Origin of the sequence: Gimesia chilikensis, assembly GCF_008329715.1 — a bacterium.
GTDB classification, from domain to species: Bacteria; Planctomycetota; Planctomycetia; order Planctomycetales; family Planctomycetaceae; genus Gimesia; species Gimesia chilikensis.
On the sequence record NZ_VTSR01000007.1, the window covers coordinates 455,438 to 481,649 of the forward strand.

At 53.0% G+C, this 26,212-nt stretch carries 15 protein-coding genes; 2 read left to right on the forward strand and 13 right to left on the reverse strand.

The window, feature by feature from the left end:
* Positions 1–6 precede the first annotated feature (6 nt).
* From FYZ48_RS11555 to FYZ48_RS11615, 13 genes are read right to left on the reverse strand one after another with little or no spacing between them, the layout of a single operon-like run.
* Positions 7–1,902, reverse strand: a complete 1,896-nt coding sequence (locus tag FYZ48_RS11555; RefSeq protein ID WP_149340468.1) for an ABC transporter permease — start codon at positions 1,900–1,902, stop codon at positions 7–9.
* The gene (locus tag FYZ48_RS11560) at positions 1,899–2,846 is read right to left on the reverse strand and encodes an ABC transporter ATP-binding protein (RefSeq protein ID WP_149340470.1); all 948 of its coding nucleotides are present in this window, start codon (positions 2,844–2,846) and stop codon (positions 1,899–1,901) included. Before FYZ48_RS11560 ends, FYZ48_RS11555 begins: the two co-directional genes overlap by 4 nt.
* A 21-nt stretch (positions 2,847–2,867) precedes the next feature.
* The gene (locus FYZ48_RS11565) at positions 2,868–5,060 is read right to left on the reverse strand and encodes a hypothetical protein (RefSeq protein WP_149340471.1); all 2,193 of its coding nucleotides are present in this window, start codon (positions 5,058–5,060) and stop codon (positions 2,868–2,870) included.
* A 28-nt stretch (positions 5,061–5,088) separates the two neighbouring features.
* Positions 5,089–6,972 carry a vWA domain-containing protein gene (locus FYZ48_RS11570; protein ID WP_187781982.1) on the reverse strand — a complete coding sequence of 628 codons (1,884 nt, stop codon included), beginning with the start codon at positions 6,970–6,972 and terminating at the stop codon, positions 5,089–5,091.
* Positions 6,969–7,874: a DUF58 domain-containing protein gene (locus FYZ48_RS11575; protein ID WP_149340473.1), complete on the reverse strand. Its 906-nt coding sequence runs from the start codon at positions 7,872–7,874 to the stop codon at positions 6,969–6,971. The genes FYZ48_RS11570 and FYZ48_RS11575 overlap by 4 nt, the downstream gene beginning before the upstream one ends.
* 6 nt (positions 7,875–7,880) lie before the next feature.
* Positions 7,881–8,897: an AAA family ATPase gene (locus FYZ48_RS11580; protein WP_145439950.1), complete on the reverse strand. Its 1,017-nt coding sequence runs from the start codon at positions 8,895–8,897 to the stop codon at positions 7,881–7,883.
* A 30-nt stretch (positions 8,898–8,927) separates the two neighbouring features.
* Positions 8,928–11,963, reverse strand: coding sequence for a VWA domain-containing protein (locus FYZ48_RS11585; RefSeq protein ID WP_149340474.1), 3,036 nt, complete (start codon positions 11,961–11,963; stop codon positions 8,928–8,930).
* The gene (locus tag FYZ48_RS11590; protein ID WP_149340475.1) at positions 11,960–13,801 is read right to left on the reverse strand and encodes an ATP-binding cassette domain-containing protein; all 1,842 of its coding nucleotides are present in this window, start codon (positions 13,799–13,801) and stop codon (positions 11,960–11,962) included. Before FYZ48_RS11590 ends, FYZ48_RS11585 begins: the two co-directional genes overlap by 4 nt.
* An 18-nt stretch (positions 13,802–13,819) precedes the next feature.
* The gene (locus tag FYZ48_RS11595; RefSeq protein ID WP_149340477.1) at positions 13,820–15,274 is read right to left on the reverse strand and encodes a hypothetical protein; all 1,455 of its coding nucleotides are present in this window, start codon (positions 15,272–15,274) and stop codon (positions 13,820–13,822) included.
* Positions 15,271–16,314, reverse strand: a complete 1,044-nt coding sequence (locus tag FYZ48_RS11600) for an extracellular solute-binding protein (protein ID WP_149340479.1) — start codon at positions 16,312–16,314, stop codon at positions 15,271–15,273. The genes FYZ48_RS11595 and FYZ48_RS11600 overlap by 4 nt, the downstream gene beginning before the upstream one ends.
* Entirely contained in the window at positions 16,311–17,936 is a 1,626-nt protein-coding gene (locus FYZ48_RS11605) for a hypothetical protein (protein WP_149340481.1), read from the reverse strand. The genes FYZ48_RS11600 and FYZ48_RS11605 overlap by 4 nt, the downstream gene beginning before the upstream one ends.
* A gap of 52 nt (positions 17,937–17,988) precedes the next feature.
* Entirely contained in the window at positions 17,989–19,668 is a 1,680-nt protein-coding gene (locus tag FYZ48_RS11610) for an EF-hand domain-containing protein (RefSeq protein WP_149340482.1), read from the reverse strand.
* Positions 19,669–19,671: 3 nt separating this feature from the next.
* Positions 19,672–21,303 (reverse strand): DUF1549 and DUF1553 domain-containing protein, encoded by a 1,632-nt coding sequence (locus FYZ48_RS11615; protein WP_149340484.1) that lies wholly within the window; start codon positions 21,301–21,303, stop codon positions 19,672–19,674.
* A 297-nt stretch (positions 21,304–21,600) separates the two neighbouring features.
* On the opposite strand from FYZ48_RS11615, the gene FYZ48_RS11620 reads away from it, so the two are divergent.
* Entirely contained in the window at positions 21,601–21,801 is a 201-nt protein-coding gene (locus FYZ48_RS11620) for a hypothetical protein (protein WP_149340486.1), read from the forward strand.
* A 63-nt stretch (positions 21,802–21,864) separates the two neighbouring features.
* Positions 21,865–26,205, forward strand: a complete 4,341-nt coding sequence (locus FYZ48_RS11625; protein ID WP_187781983.1) for an outer membrane protein assembly factor BamB family protein — start codon at positions 21,865–21,867, stop codon at positions 26,203–26,205.
* Positions 26,206–26,212 lie beyond the last annotated feature (7 nt).

Here is a 26,212-nt window from a genome sequence, read left to right on the forward strand (position 1 = left end):
CACATTCTATCCTTCCAGGGGAGAACTCAATACTGGTTTCGAATTACTCGGGGGTGAGGGAGGAACATAATCCTGTTCAGGCGTGTCCCCCAACCGCCCCAGTCTCTCATCAATGTGCCCGAGACACAAGTGGCGAAACCAGAAACAAAAGCAGCCATAGATGCACGAATTCAGGATGAGAGGAGCCCAGATCGACCCGAATTCACGAAATTCTGCGAATTCATTCACCACAATGAAAGAAGCCGGTCCCAGTAGAACGCCGTAAATCACGGAGTCTTCATTCATTGAGGGATTTAATACAATCAGGGGAAACGCCAGGATGAACGGGGACAGACACCAGAGAATGACGCCCCCCAGAGACGTCAGGATGGCTTTCGTCTGGGATTTGATTTTCATCCCGATCCAGCAGAAAAGATAAATCAACATCGGCAGGTAGATCGAAATCGTCAGCATCGAACCAGTAAAGTAAGCGAACCAGCGTGTCGAGTAATTCGAGTGACGGTAAGACGAATAGGAATATCCGGCCAGGTGATACTCCATTTTCCACCAGGTTTCAAATAACACGATGGTCAGCAGGGGAATCAACAGCACCAGACAAAGCCTTCTGACGCCGGCAATTTTCTGTCTCAGAATTTCTCTCCCCGAAAGAGGCGCCGTGAGTAACACATCCAGTGTTTCGTGAGAACGCTCCCCTGCAATCAGGCTGGTGGCTGAAACCGCGAGCAGCAGAGTCGTCAGGATCCAGACACCCCACAGCAACAATGCTGCCCCGGGAACCACCGGTTCCGGACTCCCGGTGGCAATCAAGATACACAAAAACAGAATGGGGACTTCCAGCGCAACCAGGATACGAAACAGGTAACGAAACGTGCCCAGTGATTTCTTGGAGGTTTCCCGCCAGGCGATGGGATCATTCTCGGGCAGCTTCACATCATCCTGCACGAGCACGATACCCCGTGTCACGCGATTGTCATTAATTTTACTGAACTGCGAGTCCAGCTTCTTGAACATGTTTAACAGCAGATTTCGTGGGAGCAGGAACGCACGTCGCACGAGAAAATAGTGGGCCATGATCAGAAACATCAGCGTGACAGTCAGCATGGGAATACTCATAATGAGTGGGCCCAGGATCGCGGAGATACCAGTCGTACGGGAACACAGATGGAAAAGGTAAGGTCCGAACAGGAACAGGTTCAATTCAGACGAGCGTCCCCAGTTTCCCAGCAGATTACTCAAAGCCGGTATATTTTGCAGCACCTGTGAAAAACCGTGAAACAGTTCCCGGTAATAAAACAGGTTCAGTTCGTAGACGATAATCGGTCCAAACAGCATGAAAAAGCCGAACACATACGTCGCGATAAAGGCACCGACTGTGCTGCGAAAGAAACTGGAGCAGAGAACGCCTAAAGCGGCGACCTGCAGCATTGTCATGAGTAGAAACCAGATCCCGCTGATAAACATTGCCGGCGACACTCCTCCCAGGGCGTAGGCAAAAGCCAGGATCGGTAGCCCCAGTGTCAGGAAAGTGAGCATCGTAATTAATCGGCCCAGGTATTTCTCAAGAATGATCGTACCGGGGCTCAGCCTGGTAATCAGTAACAGCCCCAGGCTGTTGCGCTCTTTTTCGTGGGTGATCACGCTACAGGAGATTGCCGGCAGGAACAGGTAGATGGCGGTAAACTGCAGATAGACCATCGCCTCAAAGATATCACGTCCCCGCCCCAGAATGGCCATCGGGTTATTTTGAAGTCCCGACATCAGATCGATATAAATAAAACCGACAAAACCGAGGAACAGCAGCGCATAAATGGTGCGGATGATGTAGGTTCTACGGCGGTTGGCCAGTTCTGTCAGCTCTTTGGAGAGCAGCGGAAGCCCGAGTTGGATTCCTCTGAATTTCATGCCGTCTTGCCCTCCGTCAACTTCATGAATACCGTTTCCATATCCATGGCTTCCGCCTGGAACATGCGGATCCGGGCCCCCGTCGCAGCCAGTCGGGCATGCAGCTCGTCGACGGCCATCTGGTCTTCCTGCAGTTGAATTGCCAGGCGGTCCGCCTGTACGGAAACTGACTTAACCCCTTCGTATTGTTCGATCTGCTGACAGATTCCGTTCATCTCACCGACGATCTGCACGTGAACAATCCGGCTGAGTTCGAGACGTTTATAAATCTGATCCAGAGATCCCTGGGTGACAAACTGACCTGCCTCAATAATGCCGATACTGGTACAAAGCTGCGATAGTTCGTGCAGAATATGGCTGGAGATGATGATCGTCTTTCCCATCTCTTTGAGGGCGACCAGAAGTTCGCGTACTTCAATTCGTGCCCGGGGATCCAGACCGCTGGCAGGTTCATCCAGCAGCAACAGATCCGGGTCGTGCAGCAGGACGCGTGCCAGGGCCAGCCGTTGTTTCATTCCGCGCGACAGAGAGTCAACGGGCGAGTCAATCTTCGCCGTCAGATCGGTCAATTCCAGAACGTCGTCAACAATTGCTTTGCGGCGGCTGCGATTAATGCGGTAGGCGGCGGCGAAAAAGTGCAGATATTCACGGGCGGTCAGATCTTCATAAACGCCGAAGAAATCGGGCATGTAGCCGATCATCTCGCGGATCAAATGCGGTGCTTTATGCACAGAAACTCCGTTGATTTTGACTGCGTCGCATTCATACTCCCGTTGCAGCGTTGCCAGAACTTTGATCGTAGATGATTTCCCGGCGCCGTTGGGGCCGATGAAACCGAAGACTTCGCCTTTGGGAATCGTAAATGAGATCCCTTTGACGGCTTCGTATTTACCGTAGCGGACCCACAGATTTTTCACTTCCACCATTGGAGGTTGCATGCTCATAGTATTTAATTCACACTTCTGTCAGAGGGCTTGTACGGCCCGCCGGCCTGGGGAAAACAGCAGTTGACGATAGACCGTGTCCTGGGTCTGGCCCGGAATAAAGATCACAACCAGCCACTGGTCGGGAGCGGAAGGGTCCAGGATACTGAGATCTTCATAGTTGTTTCCCCCGGATGGAGAAACCTGTGAAACAATCTGGAACAGTCCTCCCTGATTGCGTACGCACAGGTCATCCATGAAACTCTGCTGAACATGGTTATGGATTCCATTGTGATACTGCTCGGTATTGAAGAGTCGGTATCTCGACGGGTAACGCGTCTGGTTCAGTGTGGGATGTTGCAGCCGATGGTTCATGGGATATTTTGCCACTTTTCCGGCAGAGGTCCCATTGTAGATCATCACTAAAGCCTGATTGCCGAATTCTGCTTCAATCTGTTTTTTCAATTGCTCTCGCCCCTGCATGGAGGCCAACTGCTTAGTGTCAACTGAGGCCCAGTTAAAAGACGGCTGTTCTGACTGGGGGTAATTATTGACGATGCGATTGAGCTGCGGCGTCCATTGGGGCATACGCTGGAAAACCGAATATTGTGTTGGAATGGAGCCCGCATAATAGGGGGGACCGACCAGAGCGGCGTCCGTTCCGCGTGAATAGCGATAATAATTCTCCCCCATCCCCAACTCCAGCTGATTGAGCGAGGTCAGCAAACCGGATTTGACGGGTGTTTCGACATCCTGGTAAGAGCCCGTAAAAATCAACTCGATCTGATTTTCTTTAACGGGTCGTCCCTGCGAATCCAGGTCGATGATCACCAGTGATTTTCGTTCGTGCGAAGTCTGCATGAAGTAATTCGAAATCAGAAATGCGATCACTGCAAAACCGACAGAAATGAGGGGGAAGGTAATCCAGGTAAAGCGTCTCAGGTTGAAACGGCCCAGAACATAATATTCTCCCGGCCCGATGACGATGACGTAGCATAATAGAATCAACATTATCAGCGATGCGGGCACGATGCGGAGATGTTCCGGCATCAGACTGGAAACAACAGCGCCCCCCGTGCTGACAGGGTGATAATTCAGATTGAACATTTCGGCGGGAGTATAAGCTTCTCCATAGCGACTATGATTCTGCTTTGCCCGATCGACATAGGCATTGATCAGCGGCTGTTCGTCCCAGCGTTGATTTGCTGCGTAATAGTCCTGTTGGGAGTGACGCAGTTTCCAGAGAAAAAAAGGAATCTGTTTGCGCTGCGTTTCAGACAACGTGTCGTTTGCGATCGCACCTGCTGTCACGATAACAGAGCGTCCCCAGCCGGTTCGGAAAAACCAGGTGGTCTGGGCTTCGTCCTGCTCCAGTTTTCCTGCGGAGTTGAGCACAAAGGGAGTGCTTCCCGCATTATCTGACAACTGGTTGAGAAACTGTACCTGTGATGGCTGGGGATCCTCCCCTACCAGCACGCACAGACTGCCCCCCGAGCGAACCCACTGCAGAATGGCCCGCAGATGCCGTGATTCGAGTGCTTCCAGCCCCTGCTCTGTAATCAGCAGGATGTCGTATTGATGACAATCTAAAGGAAGCTGGGGAAACTCAGACGGTCCTACATAGATCGAGAATGTCTGCATATTGAGAGATAAGGGGCGATTGGTCAGATAGCCGCGATTATCCAGACCGTGTTTTCTGAGAATTTGCCGCAGATCGACGGGTAAAGGATCGGAGGGACTGATCGCTTCAAATTTAAGTTCATCCAGCAGACGTTTTTCAGCCTCTGAGAGACTGGTGTCAAACGAATCACAGACGCCGACAGCAAACATGCGTTCATAAACACGCCCGACACGGAGTAGAAACTCGTTTTTCAGATCGTACTTTCTGTCCGCTGTAACGAAACTGACCTGCAAGCTGACATTCGAAAACGCGTTGTCTACCTTCATCGGGGGCAGCATCATCGGGATTTCATGGAAACCGGCGTGTAACGCAACATCATTCGAACGAAACTGACCAAACTGTTGAACGCCATCGTGGGCAGTGACCAGGAAATAGCCTTCCAGAAGTCCTGTCGAGGCAACCGAGCATTGCCAGACCAGGGTGAGCGGTCCATCTCCCTTGGGGGACTGTGATGTCTGTCGCAGATCAACCGTCATGGGCAGGTTCTGCGCATGGACGGCAGCAGGCATCGACAGACACAGCCACCAGATCATAATCAGGAGTTGGCGCAACATGGTTCGATTTCAGGTTGAGGACGAATTTTTAAGTAGGAACACCCGATGGTTTGCGTTGGAAATACCACCATTCGAGTAGTAACAGGAAAAACGCGATCAGGGCAAACTCACTCCAGAGCGGTTTATCGCTGTCAATCTGGGCTGCCGCTGCGCTGACCGGAACTTCGCTGAACTGGATCTTCTCTACGGAAACGAGAGAAGTCTCCAGAGGGTTCAATAAACTCACGCCAATTTGGGCATCTTTAGCACCTTCGCCACTGATGTTGTAAGTGCCAACGTGGAGCGCTGCGATGCCGGACAACACGCCATTTGCATCACTCTCTACAGACAACGACTTGCCGACGGGGGTTTTTATCTGATAGGTCTGTTCCGGCTGGTATTCCACGACTGGTAAGACTGGTGTCGCGGCAGCCTGAGTTTCGGCGATCCCGGCCTCCTGCAGAGTCAGCTGGACCAGGTTCGAAACCATGATGGGAAAACCAACCCGGTAAGGGAGCGTCGAACGGTCTGTATCGAACAGGAAATAGAATTCCTGATCGGTGGGAGTCCGTTTCTGCAGTAACAGTGGTCCCAGTTTGCCGTGAATCAGAACTTCGTAGCCCAGTTCTTCCAGATTTTCTACGCCGGAGTTTTCTGTCCAGACCGGCTGCTGGGTGATCTGGACATCACCTAATTGGACGTGTCTGAGCAGCGATGAACTGCGGTTCCAGTCCACCACTTCGGTCAGTTCCGTTTCCAGCTTGATATACTTCTCTAACTCCTCCGGTACAAAACCGACTCCCAGTTTGATTAATGCTTCACGATCCATATCCTTAGCGGCACCGGAAATGACCAGATCGTATTCCGCAGGCGCTGAGCTTTGATCTGGTTGTGGATACAGGATCATCTCGGAGTTTTCATCCAAAGCATACCGATAGCTGGCTAACTCAGGATCCACATAAACCAGAAGTTGACGAGACTGTGGAATGGTCAGATAGGCTTCGTTATCTGCGACCAGACTGTCTGATCCTGCAGGAGTCAGGATAGCTTTAATTTTTGAAGCGCCTCCCGCATCAACGGCGAATTCCAGTCGTTGTGATTCTCCTGGGCCCAGAACAATCTCTTCCCGGGCCACACTCTGTCCATCCTGGATCAGTTCGACGGAGGCGGAACTGTCTGCCTGTTTTGAGTTCTCGATTCGCAGGAAGACGTCCCAGGTCCCCGCCTGATTTTTGCGGGCATTCATGGAGGTGATTCCGACATTCACGCCAGCAGGAGGCAACAGCTGGTAATTCAGCTCAAAGGGGAGTTCAAAGTCGATCTCTTGTGGGAAATTGCCATCGGAGTAGAAGAGGACTGATTTAATCGGGGCGGTGCGTGAGAGTGCCTGTGTCATCCGCAGCGCGTCTTCCAGCTGGCTGGGAACATCATCCACTTCCAGTGATGCCAGCGACTTTTTGAGGACACGCTGATTGTCGGTGAAGTCAGTCAGCCGACGGGCAGTCGAGCCGACGGCGACCAGCGAGATTCTCTGGTCGGGCAGCATGTTCTCGATCAGCTCATTCACTCGCTCTTTGGCGAGAGCCAGCCGTGACTTTTTCGTTTCCGGATCGGTCGCAGCCATACTGGCGGAACAGTCGATCAGAATCGGCAGATATTCGGCCCGCTCTGCCCCGCTCTGGATATAAGGCTGCATCAAAGCCAGAACCAGGAACAGCAGTAACAGGATCTGCAGCAGCAACAGAATGCTGCGTTTGAATTTCTGAAAGGGAGAATTCACCCGACGGTCATTGATGACCTGGCTCCAGAGTGCCAGCGAAGGCACGCGCTGATGCGGTCGCTTGAGTTTCAAAAAGTAAAACAGGAGCAGCGGAATCAGTAGCAGAAGAAACCAGGCGCCCTGCAGAGCATAAAAGCCGGGCCAGAAATTCATCGTACCCATCCTTTCCGCCGCAGCTGATCAAAGAGAACATGCTCCAGGGAATCGCCACTGTTAACTGACAGAAAACGTCCCGAACGCTGTCGACACAGTGTTGAGAGGTGGTCTTCCAGCATGGCCCGATGCTCGTGATATAATCCCAGCAGATCCCCCGCTGAAGAAATATCGAGAGTCTGGCCTGTCTCGCTGTCAACCAGACGCAGGTCCCCGTTGATTTCCGGATTGACCTCCGAAGGAGCCAGAATCTGAACCCCGAAGATTTCCAGTCCTGCACTGAATAACATGTTCAAAGGACGCTGCAGGTCACCGAAAGATTCAAAATCGGAGAGAATAACCGCGATCCCTCGTCCACGGTGCGTCCGTAAAACATCTTCTACGGCCTGCTCGACCGGTTCATCTCCACCTGGTTCCAGAGACGTCAGAAAGTCAAACAGTCGCTTCATACTGACCCGGCCCGATGAGGGTGGAAACTGGGCGGGACGACCTCCCCTTTGATTACAGGCATATACGCTGACCTTCTCAAAGTTTAACAGCCCCATTACACCGAAAGCAGCAGCCAACTGTTTTCCCCGTTCGAATTTATCTTCGTAATCCATTGAAGACGAGGCATCGAGGATGATGACGACATGCATTTCCTCTTCGTGCTGATACTGTTTCATGAAGGGACGATTCAGACGCGAAAAAATATTCCAGTCGATGTAGCGGACGTCATCGCCGGCCACGTAGTTCCGATAATCAGAAAACTCGGTACTCGATCCCCCTTTGCCGGTCAGGTGTTCGCCGTGACTTCGATTGGTGAGCCGCCTGGTCGGGTTGAGGCGCATCCGCTCCAGCATCGATAACGTCTTGTTATCGAACAACGGGGTATACTGCGTTAAGGCTGAATTCTCGGCCACGGTCCGTTACTCCTTCTCGGGCAGTTCCTGGCAGATTTTGGTGATCAGATCGGTTACTTTGATATTTTCAGCCTGCCCGTCATAGTTGAGCAGCACCCGATGCTGCAGCACCTCGTTCGCAAAGTAGCGAATGTCTTCAAACGCCACATGCGCCCGGCCTTCACTCAACGCACGCACCCGTGCCGCTTTTACCAGGGATTGCGCTGCCCGGGGACTGGCGCCCCAGTGAATGAATCTGCGGACTTCATCGGTTGCGAAATCGGTTCCCGGATGGGTTGAGAGCACCAGGCGAATGGCGTAGTCGCGGATTGGTTCGACAACCACAACCTTTTCCAACACCGAACGCAGTTCCAGAATCTGGCTGCTGTTGAGCAACTTGGTCAGTTCGACCGGCTGTTTCAGAATGGTCTGCTGCACAATCGTGTTGAGTTCGGCACGGTTGGGGAATGGGACATTAATCTTAAACATAAAGCGGTCCAGCTGTGCTTCCGGAAGTGGATAGGTCCCTTCCTGCTCAATCGGGTTCTGGGTTGCCATCACGAAAAAGGGCTGGTCCAGCCGATACTGTGTCCCACCGGCGGTGACGGTTCCTTCCTGCATCGTTTCCAGCAGGGCCGACTGTGTCTTGGGCGATGCCCGGTTGATTTCATCTGCCAGCAGCAACTGAGTAAAAATCGGTCCTTTGCGGAATTCAAAACGGTAGGTCCCGGTTTCGTCGGTACTCATGATATTGGTGCCGATAATATCCGCAGGCATCAGGTCGGGGGTAAACTGAATCCGTTGAAAATGAAGGTCCAGTACCCGGGAGAGTGCTTTCACCAGTTCGGTTTTCCCCAGTCCGGGGACCCCTTCCAGCAGGACATTGCCGCCACAAAACAAGGCATAGAGTGTCGATTCCACGACTCGCTCCTGGCCGATAATCATCCGGCCTACTTCGGATCGCACCTCGTTGAACACTTTTTTAAAGTGATCGGCTTCGGCCTGTAACACGATGGGTTCGTCGGTTGTTTCCGGCTGATTCATATTATTCTCCACGGTTGAAAACCTGTCTGATTACTGATCGTTATCTTTGTCTTCTGAATTTCGTTTTCGTTTCATGTCCAGTAAACGCCCTGTCGTGGACTGATTATCCGGTGGCGTTTGCGGCGGAGGTGCTGCCGACTGCTGTTTTCCGGAATCCTTTGCACCGGGGGGCTTCGGAGTGGCTGCAGGCCCCTTCTGCAGACGTTGCTCCTGTAGTTGGGCGAGTGTCGACTGGCCAGTTTGTTCGGTCGGACCACCGCGGCGGGCATCCAGATCGTCCACCACATCCTGTTTGCGTTGCAGCAGGGCGCCCATCGTAGCGGTACTCTGCTTCTGCTCCTTCCCGAACCCAAACCAGCCTTTGATGACGTACCAGTCAAGCTGTACCCGACGGATGGCAACGTCCAGAGGAACCAGGATTGCCAGTGCCATCAGAAACCAGTCGAAGACCGGGTTGGAACTCTGTTTAGGATCGCGGCGACCGTAAATTACATCCGTTGCGATGGCGGGATCCAGTCGCTGGCCGCCGGTTCGTTGTGCGATTTCTTCCAACACGATGGGATTCGAACGGAACCGCAGGAATTCCGGTGAATAAGGTACAATAAAACCCCCGTTGGCGTGATCTTCCCGTTCCCCCGATTTTCCAAGAGCCGTGACCTGGTAGCGCCCCTTGCCCCAGAGAGGTACTTCTGCCTGGTAGCGACGGGGGCTGACCTGCTTGAGTACCACGGTCTCCTTTCGATCATGAGGACCTGCAATCCGGGCTGCAACATTCAGAAACGATTCTTCCGGGTGAAAGTCTTCCACCATGATCGTTGCTTTATTACCTGTGACATGGCTCCACAGTTTCAGATGATCCTGTTTCTGCACACGCGAGATCTTGATCATCAGCTGTTTGACAAACGCCTGGTAATGATCCCAGTTGACCCAGTCTTTCCCCCAGTTGGGTGAGAGGTCTGAAGTAAAGGCGGCCGTCGTTCCCAGTCCGTAACGCCAGAAGGAGAGGACCGGATCAATTTCCCCTTCGGCCTCTTTCTTTTCCGGCGCGTTTAGGACACCTTCCGCCCGTGGTTTGATCGTGGTTAACACATAACCGAACAGCGGTGGAATCCGCTCAATGCCTTTCAAGACCGGAGAGATCATTCCGACTTCCGGCACGAACGTTTCATTTTGAATCATGCTCCGTTTCAGCGTTTTCGATTCTTTGATGAAGATCGAAGGTAACTGGTTGGGATCGGAGGGGAAGTAATACCGCCCGCCCGTGGCGCCGGCGATGGCCCGCATCGTCGAAATATCGCGTCCGCCATGCGGGAAGATCGCGACCATCGAAACGCTGACTTTATTCTTCTGAAAATCACTGATCAACTGTGGTGCGGGGGGCTGAGGATCGCCATCCGAGATGATGATCATGTGCTTGGTGGAGGCATCGCTTTCTTTCAACCCCTTCAGTCCCAGACGCATCGTATTGACAAAGCTGGGCATATCCCCGATTTGCGCGCCATTGATCTTGGGGACCATCTTCTCATAGTCGCCGGCGGGCGTCAGCTTGAACAGCCACTTTTCGCCCTCCATGTAATCGTAAACCAGAACCCCGACTTCATCCTGAGCACCCAGTACCTTAATCGCCTGCTTGGTAATCCGCTTTCCCCAGGTGTTCCCCTCCGGAAACTCGCAGGTATGCAGAATAATTGCCAGCGCGCCTTTGGGTAGAACTTTCTTTTTGGTGATGTCCATCGTGACGGGTAACGCGTCTTCAATGACCGTACGGTGATAGCCTCCCGGGCCAAAACTGTTGTCTCCGCCGACCATCATGAAGCCGATGCCCTGGTTGAAGACGGAGTCGTGGACGGCTTTGAGCTGAATGACGTTAAACGCATCAGCGGGTACGTTTACAAATAAGACCGCGTCATAAGGCATCAGTGAGAGCGAATCATTCGGAAATTCATAAGCCGAAACGACATCGACATTGCGTTCTCCTTCGCGAATCGCTTTCACCAGCGACTCCCAGTCCCGGTCATCACCGGCGGGATTCGTCACAACGAGAACTTTGCCTTCGCCTTCGACATAGATGTAATTGATGACGGTATTGTTTTCGCGGATCTGGTCATCGGCGGCCTGGGTTTCGATTGTCGCGGAATACTCGTAGTAGCCAGGATCCCGCAGATAGATGGGGACGACAAATCGATTTTTGCCGGCTTTGAATTTGACTTCCTGTTCGTAAATCTGTTCTCCGTTCTCACGCAGTACCAGCTTGCCTGCACCATCCTGGAGCGAAGAGAGTACCACGGAAGCTTCATAGTTTTCGCCCAGTTTGACGAACCGTGGCAATTCGAGATTTTCCAGCCAGACTTCCTTGTCATATTCGTATTGAATCGGCAGCACATCCACGGCGATATCGCGGGATTTCAACTCGTCCAGGATCTGTGAGATGGAGCCTTCGGTCTCGGTGCCATCGCTGATCAACACGATGCGTCCGCGGTTTTCTTCAGGCAGCATGGCAGCGGCCAGTGACAGAGTCTGCTCGAGGTTGGTTGCATCCCTGTCGATACGCGAATTCAATGCTTCAAACGGGAACGACATGCGGGGCGGCAGTTCGACAGCCGAATTTCTTCCGAAGACGACAAGACCTGCTTCATCCGTGGGCGGTTTTTCGGTCACCGTTTTCGTAACGAATTCCAGTGCTTCGTCGACGGACCGTTCACCGATGGAATCGGATAGATCCACGGCGTAGACCACTGAGATCACATCCCGTACTCGAACGGACCGTGGTTCTGCAATCAGGATCACAAACAGTCCCAGCATCACCAGTCGCGTCAGCAGCGCAGCCAGTGCCCTGCCCCTGCTCAGCCCACCATAACCGGCCACAGAGAGCCACCAGACCCAGACCGCGAAGAGAATCAGCACGAATGCCCAGGGACGGGCAAAGAGCAGAACTCCCGAAAGTTCGAGGCCCACACAAATGCCGGCGTAAAGCAACAGGAAGAAAATCAAAGGGAGCGCCCGCCGCCACGTCATCGGTGTGCGTGCTCTGGGAACTAACTGTTGATAGAGTTCTTTGATTTTCATGGTGTCAATTTTACGATTAAACGATTTCCGGTGTCAGCAATGAATACCTGATCTTTTGAATTTACAGTCAGTCCCCAGGGAGTCAGGAATTCTCCCTGCTGCATCCCTGTTTTCCCAAATCGCCCCAGGATATTTCCCTGCAAGTCTGTTTTGGTAATCCGTCCTGATCCGTATTCCACGATATACAATTTGCTGGTATTACGGTCGATGGCGATGTCATAGGGGTAATAGAGGGGAATTCCCCCGGTTTTTGCTCCCAGAATTTCCAGAAACTCACCTTCATCTGAGAAAATCTGAATTCGATTATTGATTGCATCCGAGACATAAATTTTGTGATCATGCCAGATCATTCCCGCTGGGCGCTGAAATTCCCCCGGTCCGGTCCCCACCTTGCCGAATTCGAGCAGATACTCGCCCCTTTCCGAGAACTTCTGAACGCGGTCGTGATTCCCATATTCGCAGACGTAGATATCTCCTTCCGGATCCTGCACCACGGACACCGGGTAGATAAACTGGGAAGGACCTTCACCATACTCTCCCAGCATGCGGAGCACATTTCCCTCTTTGTCAAAGAAGACGACGCGATGATAGTGGGTATCCGCAACCGCGATCTCTCCATTCCTGAGCAGACAGACCCCTTCCGGCTTGCCGATTTCAAAATCAGGCATCTCCCACTGTTTGATCAATTCATCATTCGCATCATAAACCAGGACCCGTCCTGCGTTATCCAGGACGTAGAGTTCATCGTCAGGCCCCACATTCAGACTGCGCGGCGCCGGGACCTTGATACCTTCCGCGGGAACAGGCCACTGAGTAATCTCAGAGAAGGATAACTCCGGCGCATCACCGGGAATACAGCCTCCGCACAAGAGCAGACAGCAGAACAGAATCAGCAGTCGAATGGAAATTCGCTGTCCCGCTTCCAGTCCTGCTCGGACGGGTCGATGATAAAAAGTATGTGCTGCACCGGTTTCCCGGTTCATGGTGCGGACTTCTTCCATGGTTCCGAGAAAATAAGTCTGTTTAATTTCGAACGGACCGGCAGGGTCGGTGATCAATTCCACCTGTTCGGGACGGGCCAGCTTGGGTAAGTCGGAGGTTTCCCCGGGTGAATCGATTTCATTCACGGGCCCCAGAAATGAAGCCGCCTTTACCGAGGAGGGTGAACGATAAAGTTCTTCGACTGGACCATGATAGATAACCTGCCCCTGATCCAGGCAGATGACCTGTTGTGCTTCGCGGAGGACCAGCTCGGGAGAATGCGTCGAAAAGACAAGTGAAATATTGTGAGAGACACAATACGCGCGAATGAAATCCCAGTACTGGGGCCAGTGCGCCTGATCGACGTGGACCAGTGGTTCATCCATCACCAGGACTTTCGCCTGACTGGCCAGGGCCCGGACAACCGATAGCCGGGACGCTTCCCCCTGGGACAACTGCCCGGGGTATTTATCGCTCACATCAATTAACCCAAAGGCGGCAAGCAGTTCATCAGCTCGTGCCTGTTGTTGATCTGTATCCGGACTGACCAGCAGACAATGCTCGCGGACCGTGTACTGAGGCCAGAGACCCATACTGTGAGGGACCCAGAACAGGTCGAGGGTTACGGTCTCCGAGTGCGTTTGATTCCGTTGAATTTCTCCCCGATCGGGGCGTTCAAAGCCAACCAGCAGGTTTAACAGAGATGTCTTTCCTGCACCGGAATACCCCATGATGGCAGTCACCCCGGCTGGAATTTCCAGGTCGATGCCCTCCAGGCGTACGCCCCCCTGCCAGGACAGGCTGACTTCGGTCAGTCGCCAGATAAGAGTTTCAGATTGGGGAACCGTTACGACCATCGTTGATCTTTTTTACTTTCAGACAGGCACGCGATAGCTGGCGATCCAGAATCGTTTCACAATGGGAACAAGTGCCAGACAGAGACAGACCGGCACCAGAAAACAGAAAAAGGTGATCGCGGACAACATTGCGTTCTGTCCATAATGCATCAGTCCATATAAACGAACAGCTGACGTCATCGTACTGCCGGGAGCGAGTATTGAGCTGATCGTGACATCCCAGTAAGCCCAGAACGCCAGCAGAACCACGGCCCATAATTGCATTCTTCCCGAGACGGCCCAGAGCAATTCGCCCCCCTGCCCGGCTTGAGAGGGCCGCGGGGATTGACGAAGTATCTGTGCCAGAAACAGGCCGGCATGCTGTTCTCGTTTGAGGAGCATCAGCCGCAGGAACAGGGCGCGGGGAAACAGAAACAACACAAACCCCAGCAGAACCGGAATCGGCGTGCCATACATGACTGAGCCAGCGCGGGTGAGAAACAGGGATGCCAGTCCGAGAGCGAGGATCAGTGCACCACACAAACCAGGTAGACAGCACAAGAGGCCCGTCAGTCCGGTGAAAACGGTGGTATTCTGTTTTAAAAAGAATGAGGCCAGTCCCCAGGCGGCAATACCGGTTGTCGCTGCGTAGGCCAGCGCCCAGGCGCACTCCTGTAAAATGCTGACGAGCTGATACTGATTCTGGAGCAGATTCAGCAATGACTGCAAACTCCCACCACTGATTAAGAGAAAGGGAACCAGCACGACCAGGGCAAAAGCGGTCCCCAGGTAACACCAGTCCCAGAGCTTCGCTTTCTGTAGTACGGGAGTTGGCGTTTCATTCGCATTCACTTTTCTGGTCTCTCTCTGAAACCGCTGCAACAGGCTGAAGACCCCCAGCAGGATGACGACTTCAATGACGAGAGGCGCCAGTAGAAAAGAAAGTGTTTCCTGCACGGGAACGCCACCCGCCTGGGCATCAAAGATCCAGACGGTCCAGGAATCGCGATACATCAGCGAGGCGATTTCAAATTCCTGAAAACTCAACAGAAATAACAGCGTCCAGACGGGGATCAACAGTCGCAGAGAATTCCAGAGAAAAAAACTGGCTCGGGTCTTCAGGCTGGCCAGTCGCGAACGCGGCGCACGAAAAACGCGTCGGATGAAATCCGCTTCGGGAGAGATTAACGCTCCCCCCGCCATACTGAAACAGAGTATTCCCACAGGGACCACTTTCATCAAAACCAGAGTTGAGTATGTCAGTTCGACCAGGGCAGGATACTGCACGAATCTGACAGAAATCAGAGACCAGGCATATCCCACCAGGAGTTCAGGAACAAATAACGGTGATAAAATCAGAATTAACAGGAACCAGGAACGAGATTCAAACGCTTTCCGGGTCGGCGGGGTTAACCGCCGGGCTAAAAAGACTCCGATGAATGAAATACATAAACTGCGCAACACGGTCACGCCACAGGCTGTGGCCAGGCTCATTTCAAATACTCCGTTTTGAGCCAGTCCAGCGTCTGCTCTCTTTGTTTGACCAGATTCGTCAGGGGATATGCTTTTTCGATCTCAGACCGATACTGTTTTACTTCTTCCGGAACTTGCTCCCAGTCAACCGGCCCCAGGGGGATCTGGCGTGACTGCGAGCGGGCCAGTTCCAGTTCAACCCGCTCCGAGAGCAGAAAATCGACCAGTTTCTCGGCCTGCTCCCGCTTTTGGGTTCCTTTGATGATCGCCACACTGTTGGGAATCAGAATCACTTTGTCCTCGATCGTCACGGGGATAGCAGCCACCGGCTGTTGCTCATCGACGGCGACAAAATAGTCATCCGTGTCTGTATAGCCCAGTACGCAGGCACCACCGGCGACGAGGTTCTTGACTTGAGAATTACCGGTCGTGACCTGAATCCCCCGTTTGAGTTGTTCCGCATACCAGGCTTTGAGTTGATCCAGTCCCCAGACATCACAGAGGATGGTAAAATGAGTGAGCGTTGTCCCGTACAGGGGTTTGGCAATAGCGACCTGATCCAACGGCCCGGCCAGAACCTTCTCGATGGCAGCGGAATCCGCCTGCAGCTGATTCGTATTGGTAATAAAAACCCGCAAACGGGCTGCGAAACCGGTCCAGCAGCCTTCCGGATCTTTGAATGACTCAGGGATTCGTTCGTACCCGGAACCTTTATAGCTTTCCAGCAGTCCCCGGGATTTCAGATCCGCGGTACCCAGCGTCTGGTTATTCCAGAAAACATCGCACTGGGGATGCTCCTGTTCTCGAATGATCAGATTCGTCAGGCCGAGAGATTTAGTCGCTTCGGTATCAAACCGGGGTTCGACGGCAATTCCCGTCTCTGCCATGAATTCGTTGAGTATTTTCTCCGAAAAGATGGAGTCATGTGCGCAATACACAACCAATGGATCTGTCTGCTTCTGATAATAGAAGACGACTCCAATTCCCAACAGGGCCAGCAATAGAATGATGATTAAGGTAAGCCAGTCGGGAGCACCCTGGGGCCTGATTTGTTCATTCATTTCTGAGGTGTATTCTCGTCAGTTTTTTTCTCGAGTGAGTTGAAATACTTCTTGATGCCATCGTGATACCCGGGCGGAATCTGCTCCTGCATGATGGCTTCGCTCATGCCCTGCTTGAGATCCGTGACCAGCTTGTTGTAGTTTTTCCTGGCTTCGCCACTGTCGCTGAGCCCCTTGGATTTGAAGGAAAGCAGGACCTTACCAGCGGTGATGGCAGACTTGGACTTTTCGGTTTTAAAACCTTTATCACCCGTGTCGTCTTCATCGACTTTGCCTCCTCCGCCCTGTCCCTCATTGCCGGTCCCTTCACCGGGCATTTCTCCCCCCATCATTTCTGCATAGAGTTCTTCGTAGTCTTCGAGGGTCATACAGTTTTCGCAGGCTTCACCGTCGAGGCCTGATTTGTCGTTTGCCTTTTTAGCCATCTGTAGAACTTTCAGCGCTTCTTCCAGCTTTTTCATGTCCTTGGCCGACTGCGCCACTTCTTTGAGTTCCATTTTTGCCAGGTCCATGGACTCCATGGCTTCTTTGAAAGCCTCTTCGGGAGAAAGCCCCTTAGACTGTGCCATCTGCATCTGTTTCATGGCTCGCTTCAGCGCTGCTGCCATCGGCTTGGAAGAAGTCTGTTCCCGGGCGAATGATTCCATCTCCTTGAGTTTCTTCTGGATTTCATTCTGCAGTTTTTCCCGTTTGACCGGGTCTTTTTCTTTCATCAGCCGTTGCAGCTGATCTTTCAATTCATCCATCTCTTTGGTGAGTGACTGAGTCGAACCCTCCTGCAGCTCTTTAGACCACTTCTTCATGCCGTCAGCTTTCGACAGGCCACCAAATTTCTGGGCCTGGTCTGCCTTCATCATCATGCTTTTCATATTCTCTTCGGCCCTCTGCCGCCACTTGCCTCCCAGAGACTTCTGGTGACCAGCCAGGGTCTTGGCATTTTCCTGTTTTTTGCCGGGGGTCATCTTGCGAAAGTCCGATTTCAGATTCTCTACCGCCAGTTTGACATCTTTAGACTCTTCGTCGCCTGCACCGTTATCTTTGTTCTTCAACTCAGCCATGCGGGCCTTTGTTGCTTTTTTCTCTTTCTGGAACTCCTTGACCTTTTCCTGTTCGATTTCCGCAGCCTGTACTTCACCGAAGGGGTCGAGTTGCGGCGCATATTGCAGTGTCAGAAACAGAACCAGCGTGGAGGCACAGACCCAGCCCACCCGTTTCGCCCAGGCAAATTCCACGACCTGGGCGGGTCTGATTTTCTCTGCCTGCTTTTCTGCGTCCTGCGCGACCAGGGGCTTATAATTGCCGACGGCCTGTTCCAGCATCGTCACCGTCAGAAACAGATCCTTGGTTCCCTGTCTCTGATCGATCAGGCGGGCCGCCTGTTCGCGATCGGGCCGGCGAAACAGAATCGCTGACAGCACCAGCGTACCGATGGCGACACTGCTGATGGACTCCAGTGGGAACCAGCCGGTCCAGTAGCCCGTCAACCGGCTGAAGAGCATCAGCGCCAGGTACAGGGATGCAGAGATTACAAATGACACAAAGAGTGCACGCCCCCAAACCGCTAAAGCCAGGCGACGCTGTACGCGTTCGATCAGTCGATTTGATTTTGTCATTTGTTCCATGAGTTTTCTCCTTGTTAGCAGGAGTTGTTAGTCCGTTGATTTGTCTGCGATACTAATCCGATTTCGGGGAGAAGGCCTCCGCCTCATCGGCGCTGATCAGGTGGTCCTGATTCTGGTCCAGTCGTTTAAATGTGGCTGCGTCGAACAGAAATTCCCGTTCCGATATGTCCCCATCCCGGTTGCGATCCATGCGTTGAAACCAGCGTGGTCCGGAAATGGTACGAGGGATTGTACTGTTCTGGTTCATTGCCATGGAATCCATCCGTGGATCAAACTGAAACAATTGCGGTTTCCCGAGTTCAAATGTCAGTTTGAAATGTCCTCGTAATTCTGCAGGATCCAGTGACTGGTCCCGGTTTTTATCATACTCCCGCACTCGCTTGAGACTGTTTTTGAGTTCGCGAGGGCTCAAGCGTCGATCCAGATCGGCGTCGAGAATTTCAAACAGGGATTTGCCATCGTTGCTGACGGTCATCACCACCTGGTTCTGTACGGAAGACGTTTTCTGAATCAGGTAGTCGGTCAGCTCTTCTTTGTGCAGCATTTCATCCTGATCCTTGTCCGCTTTCTGATAGTCGGCACCGGGGATATTCAACTGCATGAATTCGTTTGGAGACAGATAACCATTTTTATCACTGTCAACAACGCGAAAACGAGTCTGGTAGAAACGGACATTGTCGGCCAGCATGTGCCGCGAACTCTTGACGCGAAATTCGAGTTGCAGACTGTCGAGCCGCAACTGCAGTCGCGAACGGGACGGGGATTCAACCTCGGTAACGCGGGGCGTCTGCTTACTGACGAATTTGAGCGTGGGTCGGAATGCTTTCTGCCGCGGGAGTGCCATATCCAGTTGCAGATCACTTACGGGATGATGCAGCCAGGCCGACATCTCCTCTCGATTCAAATAACCATCCGCGTCCTGATCGAAATCCTGAATCGGGGATGCCCCACTGCTGGTGGAACTGAAACAGGCCAGAGCCAGGGCATCCTGCTTCGGATTGGCGTGTTCAACATATTTTTTCAACAGTTCATCAACCGCCTGGCGAATCGAGCGGTCATTGTCCAACTGCCGGAAGGGCGTCTCGGTTTCCCCCTGACCTCCTCCAACCACGGTTTGAGTCTGATTCGCATTAAATGGGCGAAGTTCCGCCAGATTCAGCACTTCATCTTCATCACGATCGAACTGGGTCAACGCGCGGGAGCTGGCTTCGAATTCCGCATCACTTACGGAACCATCGCCATTATAATCCAGTTTGCGAAAGAGCTCGATCACCTGGGAGGTTCGTGTGGGAGCCCCCGCGATGCGAAAAGCAGAACCCTGGGCCCGGTGAATATAAGTCGCAAATTCCCCGATGCTTAACTTCTGGTCCCGGGGCGCCACATCCAGTAATTGCAGTCGTTCTGCCGGGCTTCCTTGATCAAACAGGCGGATACCGAATGCCGGGACGTTTTCCATCTCGGTCTGGTCAATGAACTGATCCTCGTTACGGTCCAGTGAGGTAAAGAGCCGTTCAATGTAATCGGTCGTCGTCGCACAGAAATCGGCTTCATCAACCTGAATGTTAACGGCAATCACAACGGGTGCTGAGGGTGCCAGAAGTAGAATCCGCTGGGACGTTGCTGCCTGCGGCGTTGAGCCTGCAACCTCTCCTGCCAGACTGATACGCAACGGGACCAGTCCGAGCAGAGCTGCGGTCAGGTAGCAACAGATTGTCCTGGCGGATGCGGTCATGTGTTAATGATTCAATAAAAACTCACTACTGTTTAACAGGGCCCAGAACAGATTCGCATAGGCGTCCGTCTGGTCTTCACTCGCTGTGATATACGATTTCAGTCTGTTTTGTTCTGCCGAAGTGGGAGGCCGGGAAAGCGTGGACAAATAAAAAGCTTCGATTTTCTGTTCGACCGACTGCCCCGGAAAATCCACTATCGCGGTAAACACATCGGACTCTTCCAGACTGGTCGCATTGGTAATAAAGGTGCCGTTCATCAGGGCCAGCGCCTGCAAGATCGTAGCCCGGGGTTCCAACTGGTTTTCGGCCTCCGATTGAAACAGTTCGTAAATTTCCGCCTGGGGAGAATTCGTGCCTCCCGCGATCAATCGTGGATCCGTTTCTGTAGTCTGACGGAAGAACCCCGTTGCCTGGACCAGATTGGCAAAGATCTGTTCTGAGGTCAGCCCCCGTGTCGGCATTTTTCCATACCATTGTGCACGAGACTGGCTGGGATCGGTCTGGCGACTGGTGAGTTGATAGGTCTCAGAATTCGTGATTTCGCGAATCAGATATTTCAGATCGTAATCATGTTGCTGGAAGGCACGTGCCATGGCATCCAGCAGTTCCGGATGCGAAGCGGGGTTGGTCGCAGAAAAATCATCGACCGGGTCCACGATGCCTCGACCAAAGAACAGACTCCAGATTCGATTGACCGACGCCCTGGCAAAATAGGGGTTCTGTGAAGATGTGATCCATTCCGATAGCCGTTCCCGGGGCCCACGCTGATTCTGCTCCCAGTCGATCTCTTTTCCGTTCAGAAAGCTGGCTTCGACCAGTCGATTTGTATCGGGAATTTTGATCGCGGGTTTGCCGGTAACTTCTCTCAAGCTGAATCCAGTAATCAGATTATTCTGTTGGGACTGATCGAAATTGGCAAAGAAAGCCGCGAACTTCCAGAACTGCTCCTGCTTCCAGGTATCAAAAGGATGATCATGACACTGGGCACATTCAATCCGAACTCCCAGAAAGGCACGGGAAGTACTGGCAGCCAGACTCTCTGGTTTGAGCTGCTTAGCCACATAGAAAGCCCGCGGAGTGGGTTCCATTGTCTCTGCCTGTGCTGCGTCCTGATCAAAGGGCGCACCTATGATGGCTTGAGCCAAGGCAGCGTAGGAAGTGTCGTTTCTCAGTTGAGTTCGCAGCCAGGCTTCGAATTCCGGTACCTGTTGTCGTGCAAATGGATCTGTGCCGGCTTCGGGGATCAGGATCTCCCGCCAGAGGCTGGTGAAGTGGACCACGAACCCCGGACTGTCCAATAAGCGTTCAATTAACTGAGACCGCTTATTGGGAGTGGTATCTGCCAGAAACTGGCGTACTTCCGCTACCGGTGGAATTTTGCCGGACAGATCCAGGTAGACCCGCCTCATGAATTCTGCATCTGAAGCACGAGGGGCGATCTGAACCAGTTCACGTTGGTGGGCTTCTCGGATGAACTGATCGATCTGGCCGGCCAGCCGCTGTGGTTCACTGTCGGCTGCAGACTTTTCCGTGGCGACAATGATCGACTGCTGGCAGATCAGAAATAGTGCTGCCAGTAGCAGACTGCCCGCCTGATTACCTCGGTTGTGCTGATTTTCGCTGGCACTTAACACGGGTGCAGTCCTTAATGATAAACGGACAACGGATTCATTCAGTCTGAAAGAAATGATTGCCAGAAATGGCTTGATTACATATAGTCAATTGTACAATGAGCTTGCAGCAATACAAGGGCGTTCCCGGTCCCGACGCCAGAACCGGTCAGATCGAAATTCGTTACAGAAGCTCTGATCTTGAAATATTTTATGAAAGTTCATGAAATGCTGATTCACCCTTAGTAAGTTAGAGGCGAGAGTAAGTCCGTTTTGCTCAACTTTTTCTCCAGTTTAACGATTTTCTTACTGAAAGATGACATGTTGCTCCTGTCGAGTCTGCGTCAGCAGATGAAAAAACATAAAGATGACCTGCTGGTGATTGTCGGCGGTGCTGGATTGTTTATTTTCGGTTTCCTGGATGAGGGCCTGGCCTGGTTTTTCAAGTCGTCGGGTGTGCTCATGTTTCTCTGGGGCTGTGCGACCCTGTATGTGAATCTCAAATCGAGCGAACAGCAATAACAACGTCTCCGTCCAGAGACTGGTCGGGCGTTTTTGAGTGTGTTAACCATGAAAATCATTTCTATGACTCGTTCTATATCTTGCGTGCCGATCCTGTTCTGTGTGATGGCCTGTCTCTATAACGTCCCAGTTCTAGATGCAGGCGACTGGCCGATGTGGCGTTACGACGCCGGACATACTGCTTCCTCGCCTGATGCCCTGCCCGACCAGTTGACGCCTGTCTGGACCCGGAAATTCAGCCCCCGGAAACAGGTCTGGGATGATCCGTTGAACAATGACCTGATGACGTACGACAAAATCTTTGAACCGGTCGTCTTTGGCCAGCGGATGTTTGTCGGGTTTAACGACGCCGATAAACTCGTCGCTCTGGATACTCGGACCGGGGAGACGCTCTGGACGTACTTCACCGATGGTCCCGTTCGTTTTTCGCCGGTTGCGACGGAAGACCGGGTCTACCTGGTCAGTGATGACGGACACCTCTATTGCCTCAACAGCAGCGACGGAACTTTGATCTGGAAGTTTCGTGGCGCGCCAGCGGCGCAGAAGACATTGGGAAATCAGCGGGTGATTTCTGCCTGGCCTGCCCGTGGCGGTCCTGTTTTATACGACGATCAGATTTACTTCGCAGCCAGTATCTGGCCGTTTATGGGGACGTTCATTTATGCCCTGGATGCAGAGACTGGAGCGGTCACCTGGGTGAATGACTCGACCAGCGCCAGCTACATCAAACAGCCGCATAGCGCCCCTTCTTTTGCGGGTGTGGCGCCACAGGGCACGCTCGTGGCAACTGAAGAACTGCTATTGGTGCCCGGCGGTCGTTCTGTACCAGCAGCCCTGGATCGTAAGACCGGCGAGCTGAAATACTTTCACCTGGGAGGCAAAGGGAACGGCGGATCGTTCGTGATTTCAGGCGAGAAAGAATTCTTTGTGCATACCCGCTATCGGGGAGTTCGCGCTTACAATCTGGAAACCGGATTGCCCAACCTGTACGTGCACAATGAACCGGTACTCCACGACGAACAGATCTATTCCGCCAGTCTCAAAGATAAACAGCCGGTGCTGGAAGCCTTTAATCGCCAGCATAAGGCACTCTGGTCTCTCCCCGTCGATGGACAGGGAGATCTGATCCGAGCCGGAAATCGTCTCTACGCAGTGGGTGAGCAGACGCTTTCCGCTATCGAACTGCCGGCCAGTCCAGAAGCCAAACCGCAGGTTGCCTGGCAACACCCCATTACCGGAAGCGTCGCTCGTTTACTGGCTGCAGATAACAGGCTCTTCGCGGTCACTCAGGAGGGCGATATCATGGCGTTCGCCGCACCGGGAGAGCAGAGTGAGTCAAACGTCGCGGATACTAAACCTGAAACGAAACCAGCCGTCGATCCCGCTGCAACGGAACTAGCTGCCAGGATTCTGAAACAGACCGAAACCCGTACCGGGTATGCCGTTTGTGTGGGCGGAGATAATCCTGATTTACTGGACGCTTTCCTGCGACTCTCTCCATTACAACTGGTGGTACTGGAGCCTGATGCGCAGCGTGTCACTGCTCTCCGCAAACGTTTCGATGCTCGCGGGGAATATGGCACGCGTATCTCGGTTCACCAGGGAACTCCTGAAAGTTTCCAGGCACCACAGCACATTGCCCGGGTGACGATCGTCAGCGCTCCGCAGGTGGAATTGCTGACGAGTGCCTCCCTGCAGCAAATTTATCGTTCGGTTCGCCCGTATGGCGGTGTCATCTGGATTCCTGCAGCAGACGAGCATTTCGAGTCTCTCAAGAATATGATCGGTCAGGCGCAGCTTCCTAAAGCTGAGTTGACTGAACTGGCCGATGGTCTCCTCATTCGCCGAGTGGGGGCACTGCCTGACTCGGCCGACTGGACACACCAGTATGGGGATATCGCGAATAGTGTGAAATCGAATGACAAGCGAGTTAAACTGCCGTTAGGTGTCCTCTGGTTTGGCGGTAATTCGCACGACGATGTACTCCCGCGACACGGGCATGGCCCGCCTGAGCAGGTCATCGGCGGTCGCACATTCCTGGAAGGCATGAACAGCCTGAGTGCCCGCGACGTCTACACGGGGGCAGTACTCTGGAGACGTGAATTTGACGACCTGGGCACGTTTGGCATCTATTTCAATTCGACTTATGCCGACACACCATTGAGTACACAATACAACCAGAAACATATTCCCGGTGCGAACGCCCGCGGTACAAACTATATCGCCACAGCGGAAGAGGTCTATCTGGCCATTGGTCCGGAGTGCCATGTACTGAGTGCCGTTGATGGGCAGACGCAACGCATCATCAAACTGCCGGATCCTAAAAAAGACTGGGCCTTTATTGCTGTAGACCAGGATATCCTGCTGGCCGGAAATGGATTTGCTCATTACGGCAAAAAAGTTGAGGAGAAAGCAGGCAAGGATGGCCCCGCGGCAACTGACTTGTCGGCCAGTCGGGGGTTGATCGCCTTTGATCGTCGGTCGGGGGAAAAGCTCTGGCAGGTCGATGCCGTGCATTCATTCTTACACAACGGAATCGTTGCAGGACGGAATCGGTTGTACTGCCTCGACAAACTCCCAGCGAGTGCAGAGAAAAAACTGTCGCGGCGCGGCATGGCTGATCCTTCACAGTATCGCATTCTCTGCCTGGATCTGCAGACCGGGAAGGAACTCTGGTCGACGAAGGAAAGCATTTTTGGTTCCTGGCTGGGCTACTCTGAAAAACATGATCTGCTGTTGCAGGCCGGTGCCCGGGCCAGCGATCGCCTCAGTGACGAAGTGGGCCAGGGAATGATTGCCTACCAGGCCGATGACGGCTCCATCCTCTGGCAAAAGAAGGATCAGAAATATACCGGTCCGCTGGTGCTGCACAACGATCTGATTATCACTTCGGCTAATTCGTATCAGGTATCAGGGGGCGCCTTTCACATCAGGGACGGTAGTCCTTACACGATTACGAATCCAATTACCCGCGAAAAAGAGCCCCTGAAGTTTTCCCGTACCTATGGTTGCAATTATGTGATCGCCAGTGAGAATCTGCTGACGTTCCGATCTGGGGCTGCGGGATTTTATGATCTGGCCAACCAGAGTGGAACCGGAAATTTCGGCGGGTTCAAATCGAGTTGTACTTCGAACCTGGTTGTGGCGAACGGCGTGTTGAATGCACCCGACTACACGCGCACCTGCAGTTGCTCCTATCAGAACCAGACTTCCCTGGCGTTGATTCATATGCCTGAAATCGAAATCTGGACCAACAGTCAGTTACAGGACGCTGCGGAATCGACGGGAGTGGTGAAACAGGCGGGGATCAATTTCGGTGCCCCCGGAGATCGCAGGGCAGACACCGGTACTCTCTGGCTGGATTATCCCAGCGTGGGTGGGGAGTCTCCCGATTTAGCCGTCACCATCGCGAACAAAAACTATCGTACCTTCCGCCACCATTCACTTAAAATCAACGATTCGCCGTCGAAACCGGGATTGAGCTGGGTCGCTGCTTCCGGCATAGAAGATCCGCAGAAGATTACGATTGCCATCCGCCAGGAGGATTCGGCTAAACAAGGAGAAGGCATTCCGGTGGCCAGTGTAGACGATGACGCCGAGGAGAACTCCAAGGGGAACGTCAGCATGAACAGCAGCGATCTGGAGCTGACGATGGATGGCGGTGATCCCCAGGTCGTAGCGATTCGTTTCACCGATATCCCCCTGTCGCGCGCTGATGAACTGGATGCAGCCTATATTCAATTCACTGTCGATGAGACGGGTAAGAAAGAGTGCCAGCTGAAAATCCAGGGCGAGCTGACAGTTAATTCGAAACCGCTGATGGAAGCAAAACACAACCTCTCCAGCCGCAAACGGACGCGGGCTGTCGTTGCCTGGTCGCCTCCTGCCTGGACCAAGGTGGATGCTGCTGGAGAAGCACAACGGACACCCGATCTGAAACCCATTCTGGATGAAATTCGCCAGCAGCCCGGCTGGAAACCGGGCAATCCGATTTCATTGATCATCACCGGTACGGGCACACGCACGGCCCGCTCTTATCGGGGACCGACTTCCGGATCGGCGCGGCTGGTACTGAAAAAGAAAGAGTCACCGGTTGAGAACCGTGCTGAAGATGTCGCAGCGAAAACGAATGAAAATGCCAGACGCTATTCAGTTCGTCTGACCTTCAATGAACCGAACATGAAACTCAAAATCGGGGAACGAAAGTTTGATGTATTCCTGCAGGGAGAACGGGTGCTGCAGGACTTCGACATTCTGGCCGAGACTGGTCAGCCCATGCGGAGCCTGGTCAAGGAAATCCCCGGAGTGGTTGTAGCTGATCAGCTGGTGCTGGAATTCAAGTCTGTTCGTGGTTCTCAAGCAGTCCCCCTGATCTCGGGTGTTGAGCTGATCAGTGAGGACTGATAAGCGG